At 73.8% G+C, this 1,552-nt stretch carries 2 protein-coding genes; both read left to right on the forward strand.

The features are described 5' to 3' along the window. Window positions 1-119: 119 nt before the first annotated feature. Window positions 120-776, forward strand: coding sequence for a dihydroxyacetone kinase subunit DhaL (gene dhaL, locus ABWK99_RS15990; protein WP_372595673.1), 657 nt, complete (start codon window positions 120-122; stop codon window positions 774-776). After that, on the forward strand, window positions 773-1,483 hold the full coding sequence (dhaM, locus tag ABWK99_RS15995) for a dihydroxyacetone kinase phosphoryl donor subunit DhaM (RefSeq protein WP_372595674.1): 711 nt from the start codon (window positions 773-775) through the stop codon (window positions 1,481-1,483). The genes dhaL and dhaM overlap by 4 nt, the downstream gene beginning before the upstream one ends. The last annotated feature ends 69 nt before the right edge of the window (window positions 1,484-1,552 follow it).

Consider the following 1,552-nt stretch of genomic DNA (forward strand, 5'->3'; position numbering starts at 1 on the left):
CGCCCCCCCCCCCCGCCCGGTCCGTCCTGCCACGCCTCCTCCCCCCGAGGCGTGGCAGGCTTCATGAACGATCCGTGGCCCGCCCCCGGGCCCGGAGGGATCTGCGACGAAGGAGCACGATGACACTCGACGTGGCATGGGCACAGCGGTGGGTGCGGCGGACGGCCGCCGTGATCGGTGAGCACAAGAACGAGCTCATGGAGCTCGACCGGCAGATCGGTGACGGCGATCACGGCGAGAACATGAACCGCGGCTTCACCGCCGTCGTCGCCAAGCTGGATGCTCTCGAGGAGCCCCCTGCCCAGGTCGGTGACCTGCTCAAGCTCGTCGCCACCACGTTGATGTCGACGGTCGGCGGCGCCGCCGGGCCGCTCTACGGCACGGCCTACCTGCGTGCGGCCAAGGTCGCGGGCCTCGACGAGCTGGACGCCGCGGCGGTGGTCGCGGTGCTCGAGGCAGGTCTCGAGGGGATCGTCGCCCGTGGCAAGGCGACCACCGGCGAGAAGACGATGGTGGACTCCTGGAGCCCCGCCGTGCAGGCGGCGCAGACCGCCGCAGCGGACGGCGCAGCCCCGGGTGCGGTCCTCGAGGCGGCCGCGCAGGCCGCGGAGGCCGGTGTGCTGGCCACCGTCCCCATGCTCGCGACGAAGGGGCGTGCGAGCTACCTGGGCGAGCGGAGCGTCGGGCACCGGGACCCGGGTGCCGCGTCCTCCGCGCTGATCCTCCGTGCCGCCGCGGCGACGGCAGCCGACCCTGACCTCGGTACCGCCGCATGAGCCCGCGCGTCGCGCTCGTCCTGGTCTCCCACTCCCGTGACGTCGCCGTCGGTACGGCGGCGATCGCGGAGCAGATGGCCCCCGAGGTGGGCCTGTTCCCCGCGGGGGGAGTGCCCGAGGGCATCGGCACGAGCGTGGACCTGGTCCTGAGCGCTGTCGAGGAGGGGCTCGCCGCGGTCTCCGGCGAGGGATCCGGTGTGGTCGTGCTCACCGATCTCGGTTCCGCGCTGCTGACGACGGACCTCGTCCTGGAGATGATCGACGAGGACGAGGCCGCTCGGGTCCGCGTCCCCTCCGCCCCGTTCGTCGAGGGGGCGGTGACGGCCGCCGTCAAGGCGCAGCAGGGTGGCTCGGTCGAGGAGGTCGCGGCTGCCGCGGCCGAGGCGCTCTCCGCGGCGCCGGCCGCCGTCCCCGCCGAGTCGCCTCCGCAGGCCGAGGCACCGGTGGGCGACGAGGTCGTGGCCACGGTGACCGTCCGCAACCCGATGGGTCTGCACGCCAGGCCCGCCGCACTGCTGGCAAGGACGGTCGCCGACCTGGGAGTGCCCCTGACGATCGACGGCTCCGACGGCGCGAGCGTGCTCGGCCTGATGGCGCTGTCCGCCACGGGCGGGCGCGAGCTGACCGTGCGGGCGACGGGCCCTGGCGCGCAGGCAGCCGTCGAGACGGTCGTCGCGATGGTCGAGGAGGGCTTCGGCGAGGTCTGACCGCAGCGCCGGGACAACCCGGCCGTAGATTCTGCATTGCGTGCAAAGTTGCGTCGGGTGTAAAGTAGC

The sequence above is a fragment of the Actinotalea sp. genome (genome assembly GCF_041597215.1).
Classification (GTDB): Bacteria; Actinomycetota; Actinomycetes; order Actinomycetales; family Cellulomonadaceae; genus Actinotalea.

Excerpts from the sequence above, each read along its gene's own strand:
- dhaL (WP_372595673.1), top strand. The coding sequence starts at position 120 with ATGACACTCGACGTGGCATGGGCACAGCGGTGGGTGCGGCGGACGGCC.
- dhaM (WP_372595674.1), top strand. The coding sequence starts at position 773 with ATGAGCCCGCGCGTCGCGCTCGTCCTGGTCTCCCACTCCCGTGACGTC.